At 70.8% G+C, this 14,134-nt stretch carries 13 protein-coding genes; 1 reads left to right on the top strand and 12 read right to left on the bottom strand.

What is annotated here, in order from left to right:
* Positions 1 to 117: 117 nt before the first annotated feature.
* From ABEA43_RS23310 to ABEA43_RS23285, 6 genes are all read right to left on the bottom strand, one after another.
* A complete protein-coding gene (locus tag ABEA43_RS23310) occupies positions 118 to 642 on the bottom strand; it encodes a hypothetical protein (RefSeq protein WP_345564813.1) in 525 nt (174 codons plus the stop codon).
* 110 nt (positions 643 to 752) lie between these two features.
* A complete protein-coding gene (locus ABEA43_RS23305) occupies positions 753 to 1,730 on the bottom strand; it encodes an Acg family FMN-binding oxidoreductase (protein ID WP_345564811.1) in 978 nt (325 codons plus the stop codon).
* A 150-nt stretch (positions 1,731 to 1,880) separates the two neighbouring features.
* Complete coding sequence (locus tag ABEA43_RS23300; protein WP_345564809.1) at positions 1,881 to 3,191, bottom strand: High-affinity nickel-transporter; 1,311 nt, start codon at positions 3,189 to 3,191, stop codon at positions 1,881 to 1,883.
* On the bottom strand, positions 3,188 to 4,489 hold the full coding sequence (locus ABEA43_RS23295) for a tetratricopeptide repeat protein (RefSeq protein WP_345564807.1): 1,302 nt from the start codon (positions 4,487 to 4,489) through the stop codon (positions 3,188 to 3,190). The genes ABEA43_RS23300 and ABEA43_RS23295 overlap by 4 nt, the downstream gene beginning before the upstream one ends.
* Before the next feature lie 25 nt (positions 4,490 to 4,514).
* Entirely contained in the window at positions 4,515 to 5,885 is a 1,371-nt protein-coding gene (locus ABEA43_RS23290; protein WP_345564805.1) for a DUF4331 domain-containing protein, read from the bottom strand.
* A 78-nt stretch (positions 5,886 to 5,963) separates the two neighbouring features.
* The gene (locus ABEA43_RS23285; RefSeq protein ID WP_345564803.1) at positions 5,964 to 6,623 is read right to left on the bottom strand and encodes a hypothetical protein; all 660 of its coding nucleotides are present in this window, start codon (positions 6,621 to 6,623) and stop codon (positions 5,964 to 5,966) included.
* 401 nt (positions 6,624 to 7,024) lie between these two features.
* Here ABEA43_RS23285 and ABEA43_RS23280 point away from each other — a divergent pair, with 401 nt between their 5' ends.
* Positions 7,025 to 7,681 (top strand): helix-turn-helix domain-containing protein, encoded by a 657-nt coding sequence (locus ABEA43_RS23280; protein ID WP_345564801.1) that lies wholly within the window; start codon positions 7,025 to 7,027, stop codon positions 7,679 to 7,681.
* Between the two features lie 315 nt (positions 7,682 to 7,996).
* Here ABEA43_RS23280 and ABEA43_RS23275 read toward each other — a convergent pair whose 3' ends face one another.
* The 6 genes from ABEA43_RS23275 to ABEA43_RS23245 form a co-directional block, all read right to left on the bottom strand.
* Positions 7,997 to 10,435 (bottom strand): cation-translocating P-type ATPase, encoded by a 2,439-nt coding sequence (locus ABEA43_RS23275; protein ID WP_345564799.1) that lies wholly within the window; start codon positions 10,433 to 10,435, stop codon positions 7,997 to 7,999.
* A 78-nt stretch (positions 10,436 to 10,513) separates the two neighbouring features.
* Positions 10,514 to 10,885 carry a hypothetical protein gene (locus tag ABEA43_RS23270; protein WP_345564798.1) on the bottom strand — a complete coding sequence of 124 codons (372 nt, stop codon included), beginning with the start codon at positions 10,883 to 10,885 and terminating at the stop codon, positions 10,514 to 10,516.
* A gap of 88 nt (positions 10,886 to 10,973) precedes the next feature.
* A complete protein-coding gene (locus ABEA43_RS23265) occupies positions 10,974 to 11,276 on the bottom strand; it encodes a WS/DGAT domain-containing protein (protein WP_345564796.1) in 303 nt (100 codons plus the stop codon).
* A complete protein-coding gene (locus tag ABEA43_RS23260) occupies positions 11,182 to 12,297 on the bottom strand; it encodes a wax ester/triacylglycerol synthase domain-containing protein (protein WP_345564794.1) in 1,116 nt (371 codons plus the stop codon). The genes ABEA43_RS23265 and ABEA43_RS23260 overlap by 95 nt, the downstream gene beginning before the upstream one ends.
* Positions 12,294 to 12,485 carry a DUF1918 domain-containing protein gene (locus ABEA43_RS23255; RefSeq protein WP_345564792.1) on the bottom strand — a complete coding sequence of 64 codons (192 nt, stop codon included), beginning with the start codon at positions 12,483 to 12,485 and terminating at the stop codon, positions 12,294 to 12,296. The genes ABEA43_RS23260 and ABEA43_RS23255 overlap by 4 nt, the downstream gene beginning before the upstream one ends.
* On the bottom strand, positions 12,482 to 14,128 hold the full coding sequence (locus tag ABEA43_RS23245) for an AMP-binding protein (protein WP_425570341.1): 1,647 nt from the start codon (positions 14,126 to 14,128) through the stop codon (positions 12,482 to 12,484). Before ABEA43_RS23245 ends, ABEA43_RS23255 begins: the two co-directional genes overlap by 4 nt.
* Positions 14,129 to 14,134: the final 6 nt, after the last annotated feature.

Raw genomic sequence — 14,134 nt, 5'->3', positions numbered from 1 at the left:
AGGACCTTCGTCCCCTTTCGGGACTGCGCCGCACCCAGGCCGCCGCCTGCACACCGATCGGCAGGAATGACGAGACGCCCACCACCTGGTCAGGGGGTGGGCGTCTGGTCGTCCGCACTACTTCAGCCAGGTGCTGCGCTGGATGATCGGCAGGTTGCCGAGCCCGAGCGTGGTCCCCGCGCCGGCGAGGGCCAGGCCGATGAGAACGACGGAGTAGATGAGGTGCTCGTCCATGAACGGGTTGTTGGCCAGAGGCAGCTCGGCCGCCCACATCAGGACCAGCATCGCGGTGCCCGCGATCGCGGCGATCCGCAGACCGACGCCCAGCACCAGCGCCAGGCCGATGCCCAGCAGACCGGCCATGAACAGCCAGTCCACCCACCCCTGCCCGGCCAGGCCCGAGAAGAAGCCACCGAGCGCGTTCTCGCCGGTCCCCTTCAGGAACCCGGTCGTCGGGCTGCCGCCCTCGATCCAGGCCCGGTTGGCCGGAGTGGCGAAACCCCAGCCGAAGGTCTTGTCCAGGAACGCCCACAGGAACACCCAGCCGATCGAGATCCGGGCGACCGCCCAGACATAATCGACAGGACGGTGGGCAGCGGCGATCGTACCTGCCGCTATCGGCTTGGAGACGGTGGTGGCCATGGTGAGCCTCCCTTTCAGCTCTTGTGACAGTCCTTGTCGCACCTCCATCACACCGTCTGGGGCGGCTCTCGTTCAGTGCCGTACGGCCCGGCGCGGGGGGACCTTGGTCCTCACTCCACGACATCGGACACCGGACGCCGGGGCACCTCCTTTGCGTCGAAGGTGACGCCCAGTCTCATGATCATCTGGGGGTACTCGCCCGCGCAGAGCTCCAGTCGCAGGAATTCGCGCAGCAGGTCGTTCTCCAGCGCCTGGGTGTGGAAGGCGGCGCTGACGCCGTGCGCGGAGGCGTACAGCAGAGCGTGCTGCAACGCCTGACCCGCGGCGATCCACTCATCGCGGCTGTCGCCCGGCGTGGTCAGCACGGCGACGACACCGGTCACCATCTCGCTCTGATCGCCTGCACTGCCCCAGCCATGCCGCCAGGAGTAGTGGCGCTGAGGGAAGTGCGGCTCGGTGGGCGCGGCCTCTCGTGGGTATCCCTCGGCGGGCACCCCATCGGTGCGGGTGCTGCCAGGGGGCCTCGCCCAGCGAATGACCTCCAGGTTGAACCGCTGATCCTGCACCCCCTGCACCCCCTGCGCCGCCTGGGTGAGCGCGGCCAGCACGCTCACCGCGTCAGGAGAGCGGACGGGCGTCAGCTTGGCGCCCTCGCTCATGGCCGCCTTGACCAGCGACTCGATGAGCTGCTCCGGCACCGGGACGTCGGCGAAGCCGGCCCGGTGGGTGCGGCGCCGCTCGATCTCGCCGCCGAGCACCCAGGTGGGCTCGTCGGCCTTCACCTGCCCGCCAGGCTTGACCGTCGCCAGCAGTCCCGGCCGGTCGGGATCGGGCAGGATGCGCACCACGGGTTCGTAGCCCTCGCAGCGCATCACTGTCCGCATGGTGAACAGGGCCGCCCCACAGCTGATCAGCAACTCCCGGCCCGCGGCGTCACCCACGGACAGCTTCCTCTCGGCGTCGGCCCGCAGGCTGATCTCCTCGCCGGCCACGGCGAAGGCCCAGGGCTGAGTGTTGTGCACGGAGGGCGCCCAGCGCCCTGCCTCCACGACCGCGTCCAGCACCTGTTTCGGCGATCGGATGCTCATGGTCCACCTCCGGGAATCGATGAGCTCAGCGCATCACGTCGGAGCCGTCACGTGAAGCCGCAAGCCCGGTGTGTCCGGCAGTTGTCATGTGGACGACAGCCCTGCCCCGTCCTGGAACGGCCGGGGACGTTTCCCCAGCACGAGGGCCGTTCAGATGAGCGCGGCCGCTGCCCGCAGCGTCATGCCCGTCCCCACGAGCAGGACGAGTGTGGCGGTCATGGCGGCGCTGTAAGGGCGCAACCGCCGCATCCGTCCTGCCAGGGTGAGGTCGCCCAGCCTGCGCAGGGTGAGCGCCGTGATCAATAGCGTGAGTGCCATGCCGAGTCCGTAGCACACGACGGTCAGGACACCGAACGCGGTGCGTCCCAGCGCCATCGCGCCGAGCAGGACCACCAGAGCCGACGGGCTGGGCACCAGCCCACCGGCCACCGCCAGCGCCACGACCCCACCAGACCACCGCCCATGCCCATGCCCATGCCCGTGACCATGTCCATGCCCGTCGTGGGGCCGGTTCCGGAAGGCGGAGCGCAGCAGGCCGGCGCCGAGCACGGCGATGAGGAGCCCGCTGGCCACACCCAGCCAGCCCAGCACCACTTCACCGGCGATCGCGCTGGCGACGGTGATCAGCACCCCTAGGGCCAGCACCCCCGCCGTATGCGTGGCGGTGACCGTGGCCGCGACGGTGACGGCGTCCCGCAGCCGCCCCTGCCGCCCGGCCAGGTACGCGGCCATGACGGTCTTGCCATGGCCGGGCATCGCCGCGTGCACGGCTCCCAGAACCAGCGACAACAGCAGAGCCAGCAACCCGAGTGGCACGGTCAGCCGGTCGGCGCCGATCAGGCTGTTCAGCCGGTCGGCCAGCAGGCCGGTGTAGCGGGTGACAGCGTCCACTCCCGGCACATCCGCCGGCGTGGCCGAGCTGCCATCGCCCGGCTCCGCCGTCAGGCGCGCCTGGCGTACGTCGAGTGGTGAGCTGAGCAGATCGTCGGGGTAGTCGCGTAGCTCGCCGGACACGCTGTCCGCGGGAACGGTGGAGTCGCGCAGGCGCACGCCGTGCCCCTTGGCCGTGATCTCCCGCCAGCCCACGGTGTCGCCACGATAGGCGTTGGCGAAGGTCAGGGCGAGCGGCCGGTCGACGCGCAGGGGCGCGGTCAGCCGGCACGTGAGCCTGCTGGTGCGCAGTCCGGCGGCGCCCGGCTGGTAGGTGACGGAGGCGTCGGTGACGCGCCAGGCCAGCGGCTGCCCTCCGGCCTGCGAGCGGGTGGCGTCACGCAACTCGGCGCACGTACGACGAGCGGGGCCGGCCGGAGGCTGTTGCAGGGTGGGGATCTCGGCGAGGTCCACGATGGCGAGATGTTCGATGTGGTCGCGGTGGATCGTCAGCCCGTCGTAGTGATTGACGCTGAAGTTCCCCAGCGGATGCGCGGCCAGCACCATCGCGATGGCGAGTGTCGTGATCATGACGTTTCCGCCAGCAGTGCCCGGGCCCGCTTCTCCCCGGCGGGGGAGAAGTGCGGGTTGATGGACAGCGCCCGGGTCAGATGGGCGCGAGCGGCAGCCGTGTGCCCGAGCGCGTGCTCGATCTTGCCCCGGTGGTAGGCGAACAACGCGTTGCGTCCGCCGAGCGCATCGGCGCGGGCGGCGTAGGTGGCGGCCTCGGCGTGGTGGCCGGCCCGGTGCAGCGCCCAGCCGAGCGCGTCAGCGACCTCGACGCTCTGACGTCGTGTCCATTCCGCCCGCAGGTGCCGGACCGCGGTGCCGGCGTCGCCGTGGTCGGCCTCGAACATGCCCGTGGCCAGGTTATCGGTGGTCCCGTTCGCGGCCAGCAGCTTGTGCTGGGCGGTGAAGACGGCATATTGCCGCCTGGCTCCGTCCATGTCCCCGAGGTGTTCGAGCAGTTCCCCGTATTCGACGACGAATGATGGGGAGCGGGCGACGGCGGCGGAGTAGTCGCGCAGGGCCTGGCCGGTGTGGCCGAGCGTGGCCTCCGCGCGGGCCTTGCCGGCTTGCGACGGAACGTGTCCGGGATCGGCGGCCAGCGCCTGGGTGTAGGCGGTGAGCGCAGAACGGGGGTCGCCATTGCTCCAGGAGAGCTCGCCGAGCTGCCATTGGCAGAAGGCGTACTCGGAGGGGTCGCCGGGGATCGCGCAGGCGCGGTTCAGCAGGTCGCGGGCAGGGCCGGGCCTGCCATGCAGCTGCTCCAAGCGCGCGGCCCTGGTGAAGGAGGCGAGATCGGGGCGGCCGCCGAGCATGCGGCGCAGCGCGGTCTCGGCCTGTTCGTACTGCCCGAGCTCCAGATGGGCGTCGGTGAGCACACCGTACAGCGGCCAGCGGAACGGCGCCTCCTTGCGGGCGCGCTCGGCCCAGCGCACCGCGCCGGCGAAGTCGTGCCGGGCGTTGGCCAGCTCGCCCATGCCGATCACGGCGTCGATGTACGGCTCCCCGTCGCCGGTCGGCCGGCGCATCGAACGTTCGAACGCCCCCTGGGCCTTGCCGTAGTAGGCGGTGTCCGCGGTGCGGCGGGCCTGCTCCAGGTACATGGTGCCGAGGGCCGCCCAGACCGCCGCGTCGTCGGGATGGCGGCGCAGCCGCGTCTGGGCGGCCTCGATCGATCCGGCCAGATCGTACGGTGACCAGCCCGCCGGTGCGGGAGGCGGCTCATCCCGGCGCAGGGGTCCGCCGGGGGCGTACAGGGTCAGCAGGACACAGCCCAGCAGCACGCATCCCAGCAGGGGCAGCAATCGCCGTACGCGACTCATCTGATCGGATGTCCTCGGTGGTGGTTCAGCCGGCGGCGGTGACGGGCAGCGCCAGGTAGGGGAAGCTGCTGGTGATGGGCTTGAGCAGGAACGCGGGGTTGTCCTCGGCGATGAGGCCGGGCGCGCCCCGGCCCGCGGGTTCGCCCAGGAGCATCCGCAGGTTGACGGTCACGACGTCGTCGATGAGGCGGCGGCCGTTGGGGTAGCCCTGGGCGTCGCCCTTGAGGATGCCGTACTTGTCGGGGTCGTCGGCGACGGGCGTGCTCATGTTGAGCCGCAGTTCTTCCGCCTTGGCGACGCGCGGGGCGTCCTGGTTGAGCAGGTGGGAGTTGAGGTCCTGCTTGATCGGCCCGTCCGCCCGCGTGGTGAGACCGGTGAGGTAGATCTGCTCCAGGTCCTTGCGCGGAGCCGGCGGAGCCGTGACGCCGGCCTGCTTGGCGACGACTTCGGCCTGGCCGGGGTCGAGCGTGGACGGCACGACGAGGCCGCCGCTCTCGTCACCGTCCGGCCGCAGGGTGTTGAAGTGGTCGCGCTGCTTGAGCGGAATGATCACCTCGTTGAAGTTGGGGTTGCCCAGCCGGGAGACCTGCTTGTAGTCGGCGGAGCCCGAGCCGAGCACCCCGCTCGTCTTGCGGGAGGCGGTGGTCCATACGCCGATGACCGGGTTGCGGGCCGGGTCACCGCCGAACGCGAGCTCCGATTTGGGAAGTTGCAGGGCCAGGGCGCTGACGTTCGTCGGCACGCCGGTCTTGACCGGGAAGAACGGCAGCCCGAACCGCAGCAGGTTGACGGCATGGTTGTCGGAGTAGAACGGGTCGGCGGCCGTGCCGGTGAACACCTTGCCCCCGCCGGGCAGGTCCCGGACGGCCTTGCCGCGGACCGAGGCGTAGCCGGGACCGCCCATGTCGGTGGGGGCGGCGTATCCGTCGCGGACCAGGGTCACCGACGTGCCGTCGCGCAGCCTGGTCAGCGTGTAGCTCTGCTCGACCAGGGCGTCCAGCGGGCCGGCCTGGTGCTCGCGCTTGCGGACGAAGGAGGGCACCGGCACGCCCTTGTTGGCGAAGGTCCATCGGTAGGTGACGGCGGCCTTGCCGGTGCCGGTGTTGTCGACGTGCACCTCGTAGCGGGCGTCGGTGTCGAACTGGTACGGCTTGTGCGGGGCCTGGAAGGGGATGTAATTGGCCACGATCGTGACCGTGTCCTGTCGTTCCGGGCTGGTGAAGGCGTACAGGTCGGTGGCGTCGACCTGCTTGTTGAGGGTGGTGGCGGGGGCGTCCCAGTGGCTGGTCGCCGTGCCCGGCCGCATCGAAGGGCCAAGCAGCACCGCGGTCGTCAGCACGGCGATGGAGGCGCCGGCGATCCACGTCCACCGGCTCCGAGCGCTGGTCAGTTGCATCTGTCTCTCGATTCGCGAGTACCGGGGCCGTGCCCGCGGGGGCACGGCCCCGGTGCAGCTCAGGTCAGGGGGCGTCGCCTACGGCACGTACTGGACGACCGCGTCGAGGTTGGCCAGGTAGTCGCCCTCGTTCAGCGGGATGCCGGTCAGGTCCCTGACCGTCCGGCCGAGGTAGGCGCTGACGTAGAAGGGCCAGTACTTGGGCCCGATGCCGCCTTCGAGCGGACGGGGAGTGGGCACGCTCGGGGCGAACTCATGCAGCTTGTACGTGGCCACGAGCTGCTCGCCCTGCGGCCGGCCGTCGATGTCCACCTGCGCGTGTGCCCCGTCGGCGCGGAGGTAGATGTCGTGGATGGCGGCGGTGTGCCCGCTCTCGACGTCATTGACGATGAAGCCGCCGGGGTAGTAGACGCCGTTGCACGGGTCGATGTGGTCCTGCTTCCACCCGATGGGCATGTAGATGCCCTTGTTGCCGGCCTTGGCCTCGATGGGCTCAACGCCCTCCACCTGTATGCCGCGCTCGTCGAAGAGCCTGACGATGTCGGGGCCGAAGTCGAAGTTCGCGTGTCCCTTCGGGCCGAAGTACGGGAATTGGAAACAAGAGGCGCTGGGCGGCTGAACGGACGAAGCGCCGGGGATCGGCGGGAATGGGCCGGCTTGAGCGGTGGAGATTGGCGCGGCCGCGAATACCGCGGCGCTGATCGCGAGTGTTTGGGCGATGCGAAGGAGAGCACGCACAGTTATCGACCTTCCGTCGACAAGAGACCCATTTCGGTGCCTCTGACCTGCGATGACATGCTCAAATTAGCGACGAGTCAACACCCTGTAAAGCGATCTTCAAGAGTTCGCATGAATTGCTCAGGATTAATCCAGGTCAGCTAAATGGAATTCGCGATACAGTGACGACAAAAGGAAGAATGGTCGGAAATATTGTCGATTGCGGTCACACAGGTGCCCCGTCGTACGGGGTGCTCTGCTCGTGAATGCGCAGGTTCAGTGCAGAAGATGTCCGGCCTGGCCCTCGGAAGGGCCGAAGGACCCTGTCGCATGCGCGTGACTCGTGGGTAGCGTCCTGCGCATGGCCGCCATCGACCTGGTGGAGCTCCAGGCCACGACCCGTCATCACGGAGGACACGCTCATGACCGGCAACGGTGACTTCGGACGCCGCATCATTCATCACCGCACCAACCTGGGCCTCACGTTAGAACAGGTCGCTGACCGCGCGGACATGTCGGCCGGGTACATCGAGTACTTGGAAGGTCATCTGAGGACCCCCGACGGGGGTACCGTGATGCGGCTGGCCACGGCGCTTGAGACCACCGTCGAGGACCTGCTGGGCGGTGGCCGCGACCGGCCGCCGGGTCCCGGTGCCGCCGCGGCGGATCCGGTCCTGGAGGTCCTCGAGCCCGGGGAGTGCCTGCGCCTCGTCGCGCCGGGCGGCATCGGCCGGATCGCGTTCGGCGGCTCGCACGGGCCGACGGTGCTGCCGGTCAACTACAAGCTCCACGACGGTGCCATCGTCTTCCGCACCGCCCGCGGCGGCCCCATGGACCAGGATCTGCGTACCGGCCTGGAAGGGGTGGAGATCAAGATCGGTTTCCAGGTGGACCGGATCGACGAGGCCAGGCGTGAGGGCTGGAGCGTCCTCATCCAGGGCCCCGCCCATCACGTGCCGGAGGACGAGGTGGCCAAGGTGTCCGACGCCGGCGTCTCCCCGTGGGCAGGCGGCGAGCGTCTCCTGTACATCCGCATCGTGCCGAGCCGGATCACCGGCCGCCGCATCCACGGCCTCTGAACGACAGGCATCTCGGAGGGGGCGCCGCGCGCGGCGCCCCCTCCGCATGTCAAAGGCAGCCCATTCCAGGGTGTCGCATCGCGGCGCCCTTCGGAGCACCGGCGCGGAGCCCGGCGTACGCCAAGACACCCGCTGAGGGCGGTGCAGCGGTCCGCCCGTCCAGCCGGCTCACCGTCTCGGCGATCAGGGCGTCGTGACTGCCTGCCGCTGCCTTCGATCCGGTGCTGGACGGGACCGCCGCCGGGGAATGGGGACTTTCGCACCTCAGCGGGTGTCTCTCCTGATGATCGTGGTCCGCGTCGTGTGAGCGTAGGGTCATAGGTCTTCGGTACGCCGGGACCAACGCCCGCTCCTCGCCAGGTCGCACAGCGGCGGGGTGAGCACGGCGGCGGCCAGCGCCATGGCCCAGCCCAGCGGCGGGATCGGAGCGAGGGCCAGGAGGGCTCCCAGCGGCGGCACCAGTGTGACCAGCGCCTGCAACGCGGCCGTCCCGGCGACGGCGATCAGCACCGCCCGGCCGCGCCACCAGCCGCGTTCGAACGTCCAGCGGCGGGCCCTGGCCACGTAGGCGAGGGTGAGGCGGGCGAAGACCAGGGTGAGCACGGCCTGGGTTCTGACCTGGGTGTCGTCCCAGCCTAGCCGCCGGGCCACCTCGACGGCGGCGACGACCAGCAGGCCGACGATGAGCGAGCGGACCCCGATGCGCGCCAGCACCCGTCTGGACAGCAGCCCGTCCCGGCCCGGTCTGATCGCCATGGGGTCGCCGGGCGCGCGGTCGATGCCCAGGGCGATGGCGGGGATGCCGTCGAGCACCAGGTTGATCCAGAGCAGTTGCACCGGCAGCAACGGGATGACCAGGTCGGGCCAGGCGAACAGGCCGACCAGCACCAGGAAGATCTCCGCCAGGTTCCCGGCGAGCAGGTAGCCGAGCATGGAGCCGACGTTGTGGTGCAGGCGGCGGCCCTCGCGCACGCCGGTGATGATGGTGCCGAGTTCGCCGTTGGTGACGACCACGGCGGCGGCCTCGCGGGCGACGTCGGTGCCCTCCTCCCCCGCCATCGCCACACCCACGTCGGCGTGCCGCAGCGCGGGGGCGTCGTTGACGCCGTCGCCGGTCATCGCGACGACCTCGCCGCCCTCACGCAGGGCTCGTACCAGGTCCAGCTTGGTCGCCGGGTCCACCCGGGCCAGTACGCCCGCCTCGCGCAGCCGCGCCGGCCGGTCCTCGCCGTTCAGGGCGGAGCCGGTCACCACCGGATCCGGCTCGATGCCGACCTGCTCGGCCACGGCCCTGGCGGTGTCGGCGTGATCGCCGGTCACCATGATCACCCGGATGCCGCCCGCGCGGGAGTCGGCCACGGCCTGCCGGGCCGAGGCGCGGATCTCGTCGCTCAGCGCGACCAGCCCGACCGGCCGCAGCCCGGTCGCGTCCAGGTCACCGGTGTCGCCTTCGGCCAGTGCCAGCACGCGCAGCCCTCTCGCGGCCAGCCCGGGAACGGCGGCGGCCAGTAAGTCAACCTGCTCATCGGGGGCGCAGCGGGCCAGCACCACTTCGGGGGCGCCTTTGACCGTCAGAACGGGGCCGTCGGTGACGACCGCCATCGACCGGGTGTCGGCGTCGAAGGGCCTGGTGGCCACGCGCCGTTCGTCCGGTCGTACCTCGTGACGAGCGGCAGCGGCGAGGAGCGCCACGTCCACCGCGTCGCCCAGCCCGTCGCGGGCGTCGTTGCAGCGGGCGGCGGCGCGCCACAGATCAGCGCCGGGCACGATGACCTGGTCGGCCACGGCCAGGCGGCCGGTGGTCAGCGTGCCGGTCTTGTCCGAGGCGATCACCGTGGTCGCGCCCAGCGCCTGGATCGCCGACAGCCGCCGCACGATCACGCCGTGCCGGGCCATCCGCTGGGAGCCGAGCGCCAGCGCGGTGGTGACAGCCGCCGCCATGCTCTCCGGCACCGCCGCGATGGCCAGCGCCACCCCGGCCAGCACCAGGTCGAACGGCGCGATCCCGCCCCGCGTGAAGCCGAGCACCACCATGACGACGCCGGCGATGACGGCCAGCACGCCGATGCGCTTGGAGACGCGGGCCAGCTCGATCTCCAGCGGCCCCTTCACCTGTCCGTGCAGGGCGGAGGCGATGCGGCCCATCTGGGTGCCGGCGCCGGTCGAGGTGACCACCGCGACACCAGAGCCGCGTACCACCATGGTGCCGGAGAACAGCGCACCGTCCTGGTCGCCCAGCGGCCCCTCCAGCAATCCGCCCGCCCGTTTCCCCGCCGAGCGCGACTCCCCTGTCAGCATCGACTCGTTGGCCGCCAGTGAGGATGCCTCGACGACCTGGGCGTCGGCGGGCACCCGATCGCCCGCCGCCACCTCGATGACATCGCCGGGCACCACGTCGGCCGCCCCGACGCGGCGCACCGCGCCGCCGCGGCGGACCTTGGCCATCGGGGCGGTCAGTGTCCGCAGAGCGCGCACCGCCTGCTCGGCCTTGACCTCCTGGCTCACCCCGATGACCACGTTGACCAGCAGGATGGCCAGGATCGCGGCGCCTTCGGGCACCTCACCGAGCACCGCCAGGGTGACCAGCCCCGCGATCAGCAGCAGGATCGACAACGGGTCGGCGAGCTGGCGGGCCGCCCGGGATAACGGGGAGCGTCGCTTCGGCTCGGGCAGCTCGTTGCGACCGTGCTCGGCCAGCAGGCGGGCGGCCTCGTCGTCGGCGAGGCCGCCCGGGGCATGCGTGGTTGCGTCCATGCTCCCCACTCGATCATCCGCAGCGGCAGCAGGCGGGAGTCGAAGGCCCTCTGTGTCAGGGACCTTCGACCCCGGCGTTCACCTGAGCGCCTCCGTCTTCGCAGGGGCGAACGCGTGCCGCACGGTGGCGATAAACCACAGCGCGACGGTGGCGTAGAACAGCACCGCCAGCGCGAGCTCGCCGGCTGTGATCAGCCCGAGCACGCCTGCCAGCAGCGCGATGCCGCCCAGCGTGCTGGCGACGGCCATGTACGGGCCCTTTCGTTCGTACTCCTCGGGCGCCGCGCTCAGCATGCAGCCGCCCACTATGCCCACCAGCAGGATCGCCCCGGTGGCGCCGCGCACGCTGTCGATGATCGGCACGTCCGCGCCCTGTGTGAAGGCGACGTAGATGGCGACGTTCGCGCCCGCCGCCACTGTTGCGAGGGCGTCCTTCCAGGTCAGCCTCATCGTGCCACCTCCTTTCACCTTGAGCCTCCGCTCGGGCGGCGGTCGTGGCCAGTGCCATTGGTCGGTGGGATGCGGGACGTTCGCCGGCCTACGGCGCCGTGATGCCGGCGAGCTCATCGCGCAGATCGGCGGCGAGTTCGTCCAGATCGGGGACCCCGTCGGGGTCGGCGATGATGGTGATGACCACCGTGCCGGCGTAGGACAGGATTTCGAAGCTCACCGTCACGTTCCCGCTCTCGGCGACCGCCACGGGGATCACCTGGCGGATGGTCGCGCCGGCGAAGGCCAGCGGCAGGTCAGGGCCACGCACGTTGCTGACCAGGGTGTGGATGCGGCGCTGGCGGCGCAGGTACGAGCGGTAGAGCCCGAGGGCGGCCAGCAGCCGGAACATCGGCCCGAACAGGCCGGCGGCTGATGCCTCGGCGGCCGGCTTCTTGCGCGGCGAGCAAGGCGGCGATCTTCACCATCCGCTGCTCGGGAGCGCCGGTGACGGGCAGGCCGGCGATCAGCACACCGAACCGGTTGCCGAGCTCGGCGGAGGTGGCGGTCCGCCGGGCCGACACCGGCACCGATACCGACAGGGCGTCCAGGTGCTCGCCACGCCGTTCCAGCAGCCTGCGGAGCGCTCCGGTGACGGCCGTCAGGAGAGCGTCGTTGACGGTGCTCCCGTGGCGGTGAGCCGCGGCTCGCACGGCCGCCAGATTCGTTCGCACGACGGCGAAGGTGCGGCGCGGGCCGGTCGGCCGCAGCAGGGAGCAGCGTGCGACGGGCTCCGGCCGCAGTCCGCCGGCCGCCGCGAGGGCTGTCTTCGCCTCCCGCCCGAAGGACCGCGCCCGGCCGAGCGCTCGCAGCCGTTCGGCGAAGGCATCGGCGGCCAGGCTGCGCCACGACGGCCGCGGCCGGGGGAAGTCCGCGGGAGCGTCATGTCGTGGCTGGTCGACGAGAGCCGCGAGCAGCGCGAGCCCGCCGATTCCGTCGGCCAGCACGTGGTCGAGGACGACGATCAACGCCGTCCCGCCGTCGTTCAGCCCGGTGACGAAGACAGCCGTCCATCGTGACGGCGGCATCGGGCCGGTCAGGACGGCGGCGGCCACCTCCAGCAGCGCCCGCTCGTCCCCCGGCGAGGGGCAGGTGAGCTGCCGCACGTGCAGCCGGAGGTCGAATCCTGCATCGTCCACCCATACCGGGCGTCCGCCGCCGAACGGCACGGGCACCAGTCTCCGTCTCAGGCGTGGTACGGACCGGATCCGGTCGGCGAGCAGCATCGTCGCCGCCGCCACGTCGAACTCCGCTCCATGCTCAAGCATCAGGACGGCACCGGCCCGCTGGGACAGCGAAGCACCGGCTCCCATCGCGAGCATGGCCACGTCGGACGGGCTGGCGCGGTCGATCACGGCCCCGGAGCGGGTCACCGTGCGCTCTCGAGGATGCGCGTGTCCGGCCCGGGAAAGAAGAGGGACTCTCGCTCGGTGTCCAGCCAGCGCACACGGTAGGGGGGTGAGCCGTCGGCGTGCTCCACGCCCACGATGAAGGCCTCCCTGCGGGGGTTGCCGCCGTACGTGCCCTCCACGATCAGCCGGTCGCCCACGATCGCTTTCATGGTGAGCTCCTCATCTCCGCTGCGAGCAGGGGATGACTCTCATCCCGACTCCACCGTCCCGCTTGCGGCCCGCGCGCGGCAGTGCCGTAGGTCGCCGAAGCGCAGGGACCTTTGTCAGTCCGAGCATGAACTGGGGTGAAACACTCAGGGAGCGGCGAGCTCCAGCTTGGCGATCTTGCCGTTGGCCGTCTTGGGCAGCGCATCGCGGATCTCGACGTGGCGCGGATACTTGTAGCCCGCCAGGCGATCCCTGCAGTAGGGATCAGCTCCGGCTCCGTGACCGTCCTGCCCGGCCTGAGGGACACGTACGCCGCGACCTCCTCACCGAGCCGCGCGTCGGGGACGCCGACGACGGCCGCCTCGGCGACGGCCGGGTGGTTGTAGAGGATCTCTTCCACCTCACGCGGGTAGACGTTGTACCCGCCGCGGATGATCAGCTCCTTCTTGCGGTCGACGATGAAGAAGAAGCCGTCCTCATCGACGTACCCCAGGTCGCCCGTATGCAGCCAGCCACCCGCCATCGCCTCGGCGCTCGCCTCGGGCTGGCCGTAGTAGCCCTTCATGACGTGGAAACCACGGGTGACGAGCTCGCCGACATGCTCCCGGCCGGGCGGGAGCCGGTTTCCCCGCTCGTCCCAGATCTCCGTCTCGGTGCCCCAGATCGGCTTACCGACGCTGTAGGCGCGCCGCTCGTCGGCGCTGATGTTGAACGTGGTGGTGGACGCGGTCTCGGTCAGGCCGTAGCCCTCCAGGATGGTGACGCCGAAGCGCTCCTCGAAGGCGTCCAGGACGTGAGCCGGGATGGCGGCGCCGCCGGAGATCGCGACGCGCAGCGACGAGGTGTCGTACCGGTCGAGCTCCGGCTGCTCCAGCACGGCCACGAACATGGTGGGCACGCCCTCGAAGATGGTCACGCGGTCGCGCTCGATCGCCTCCAGCGCCGCCGTCGCGTCGAAGCGCGGGACGAGGGACAGCGTGCAGCCGAAACGCACGCTCACGTTGAGGATGCTCGACAGCCCGAACACATGGAACATCGGCAGGATCGTCAGCACGATGTCGTCGGGACGCACGTCGAACAACCGTCCCGGGATGTCGGCGTTCATGTAGAGCTGTAGGTGCGTCAGCTCCGCGCCCTTCGGCACGCCGGTGGTGCCCGAGGTGAACACGATGGCGGCGGTGTCGGAGCCCTCCCTCGGTACGATCGGGCGCCGTGCGCGGGCCGGCTTGAGCAGGCCGGTGAAGGGGTTCTCGGCCCCTGCCACGACGAAGACCTCCGTGATCCCCTCCTCCGCGGCCCCCTTGACCGCCTCCTCGGCCGCCGGCGGCCAGGTGATGAGCGCGCGTGCCCGCGAGTTCCCCAGGCAGTACGCCACCTCGCGGGCCTTGAGCAGCGGGTTCAGCGGCACGACGACGGCCCCGGCCTTCAGGATGCCGAAGTAGGCCACCACGAACTCGGGGATGTTGGGCAGTTGCAGCCCGACGGCGTCGCCGGGCTGGATGCCGCGAGCGGCCAGCCCCTCGGCGGCCGAGTCGGACAGCGCGTCCAGCTCGGCGTAGCTCATGGCTCCGCCGTCGTGACGGATCGCGGGCTTGCCCGGCGCGGCCTTCGCCGACTCGCGCAGGATGACAGCGAGGTTGAACATGGAACT

The organism is Nonomuraea rosea, assembly GCF_039539705.1.
Taxonomy (GTDB): Bacteria; Actinomycetota; Actinomycetes; order Streptosporangiales; family Streptosporangiaceae; genus Nonomuraea; species Nonomuraea rosea.
Note: the sequence above shows the minus strand (reverse complement) of the source record. Positions and strands in the feature narration are given on the sequence as shown.

Bases quoted from the DNA above. Each gene is read 5' to 3' on its own strand.
- ABEA43_RS23310 (WP_345564813.1), bottom strand. From the start codon at position 642: ATGGCCACCACCGTCTCCAAGCCGATAGCGGCAGGTACGATCGCCGCT.
- ABEA43_RS23305 (WP_345564811.1), bottom strand. From the start codon at position 1,730: ATGAGCATCCGATCGCCGAAACAGGTGCTGGACGCGGTCGTGGAGGCA.
- ABEA43_RS23300 (WP_345564809.1), bottom strand. From the start codon at position 3,191: ATGATCACGACACTCGCCATCGCGATGGTGCTGGCCGCGCATCCGCTG.
- ABEA43_RS23295 (WP_345564807.1), bottom strand. From the start codon at position 4,489: ATGAGTCGCGTACGGCGATTGCTGCCCCTGCTGGGATGCGTGCTGCTG.
- ABEA43_RS23290 (WP_345564805.1), bottom strand. From the start codon at position 5,885: ATGCAACTGACCAGCGCTCGGAGCCGGTGGACGTGGATCGCCGGCGCC.
- ABEA43_RS23280 (WP_345564801.1), top strand. From the start codon at position 7,025: ATGACCGGCAACGGTGACTTCGGACGCCGCATCATTCATCACCGCACC.
- ABEA43_RS23275 (WP_345564799.1), bottom strand. From the start codon at position 10,435: ATGGACGCAACCACGCATGCCCCGGGCGGCCTCGCCGACGACGAGGCC.
- ABEA43_RS23270 (WP_345564798.1), bottom strand. From the start codon at position 10,885: ATGAGGCTGACCTGGAAGGACGCCCTCGCAACAGTGGCGGCGGGCGCG.
- ABEA43_RS23265 (WP_345564796.1), bottom strand. From the start codon at position 11,276: ATGTTCCGGCTGCTGGCCGCCCTCGGGCTCTACCGCTCGTACCTGCGC.
- ABEA43_RS23255 (WP_345564792.1), bottom strand. From the start codon at position 12,485: ATGAAAGCGATCGTGGGCGACCGGCTGATCGTGGAGGGCACGTACGGC.
- ABEA43_RS23245 (WP_425570341.1), bottom strand. From the start codon at position 14,128: ATGTTCAACCTCGCTGTCATCCTGCGCGAGTCGGCGAAGGCCGCGCCG.